This window comes from Streptomyces sp. TRM64462 (genome assembly GCF_013362995.1).
Classification (GTDB): domain Bacteria; phylum Actinomycetota; class Actinomycetes; order Streptomycetales; family Streptomycetaceae; genus Streptomyces.
Genome location: NZ_JABWDV010000391.1, coordinates 1 through 1,430, shown reverse-complemented (window position 1 = coordinate 1,430; position 1,430 = coordinate 1). Strand labels below are relative to the sequence as shown.

The following is a 1,430-nucleotide window of genomic DNA, read 5'->3' as shown; positions in this document are numbered from 1 at the left end:
TCGCAGGAGCGGGTGATCCGTCAGGCGCTGGCGGACGCGCGCTTGTCGGCGTCGGATGTGGACGCCGTCGAGGCGCACGGCACCGGCACACGCCTGGGTGATCCGATCGAGGCGCAGGCATTGCTGGCCACGTACGGGCAGGAGCGCGAAGAGCCGCTGTACCTGGGCTCGTTGAAGTCGAACATCGGGCACGCGCAGGCCGCCGCCGGTGTGGGCGGGGTCATCAAGATGGTGCAGGCCATGCACCACGGGGTGCTGCCGAAGACGCTGCACGTGGACGAGCCGTCGCCGCATGTGGACTGGGAGTCGGGTGCGGTCGAGCTGCTGACCGAGGCACGGGACTGGCCGGTCGCGGACGGGCGTCCACGCCGGGCCGGCGTCTCCTCCTTCGGCTTCGGCGGGACGAACGCCCACGTCATCATCGAAGAAGCGGCCGCCGCCGAGGCCCTCGGGGACGATCCGGCGGAGCCCCCGGTTCCGCCGGTCGCCGTGCCGGCGCTGCCCTGGCTGCTGTCCGGCCGTACGCCGCAGGCTCTGGCCGACCAGGCCCAGGAACTGCTGGCCCATGCCGAGAGGGGAGACGCCCCCGACGCCCTGGACGTCGCGTACACCCTCGCCACCGGCCGCGCCGCCCACAGCCACCGCGCCGTGGCCGTCGGTACCGACCGCGCCACGCTCCTCGACGCGCTGCGCCACCTCGACCCCGCCGTGCGGCCCGCCGACGGCGGTGTCGGGTTCCTGTTCTCGGGTCAGGGTGCTCAGCGTGCGGGGATGGGGCGTGAGTTGTATGCCGCGTATCCGGTGTTCGCGACCGCGCTGGACGAGGTGTGCGAGGCGCTGGATCGGGTGCTCGGTCGCGAGCTGACGCTGAGGTCGGTGATGTTCGCGGGGGAGGGTTCGGTCGAGGCGGGGTTGTTGGATCGTACGGGGTGGACGCAGCCGGCGCTGTTCGCGTTCGAGGTGGCGTTGTTCCGGCTGGTGGAGTCGTGGGGCGTGCGGCCCGGTTTTGTGGTGGGTCATTCGGTGGGTGAGTTGGCGGCGGCTCATGTGGCGGGTGTGCTGGGGCTTGGGGATGCGTGTCGTCTGGTGGCGGCGCGTGCGGGGTTGATGGAGGCGTTGCCGGACGGCGGTGTGATGGTCGCCGTCGAGGCGACGGAGGACGAGGTCGCCGAGTTGCTGGCCGGTCGCGAGAGCGAGGTGGGTGTGGCCGCTGTCAACGGCCCGAACGCCGTGGTGATCTCCGGTGTGGAGAGCGCCGTCGAGGAGGCCGTCGGCCACCTCACCGGGCAGGGCAGGAGGGTGCGGCGGCTGACCGTTTCGCACGCGTTCCACTCGCCGTTGATGGACGGGATGCTGGAGGAGTTCCGTACGGTCGCCAAGGAGCTCGACTACCGCGCCCCGGAGATCCCCGTCGTCTCCACCCTGACCGG

At 71.8% G+C, this 1,430-nt stretch carries 1 protein-coding gene; it reads left to right on the top strand.

All coding sequences use genetic code 11. From position 1 onward, the window contains the following. The coding region (locus tag HTZ82_RS22345) for a type I polyketide synthase (RefSeq protein WP_175411237.1) at positions 1-1,430 on the top strand (1,430 nt) is incomplete at both ends.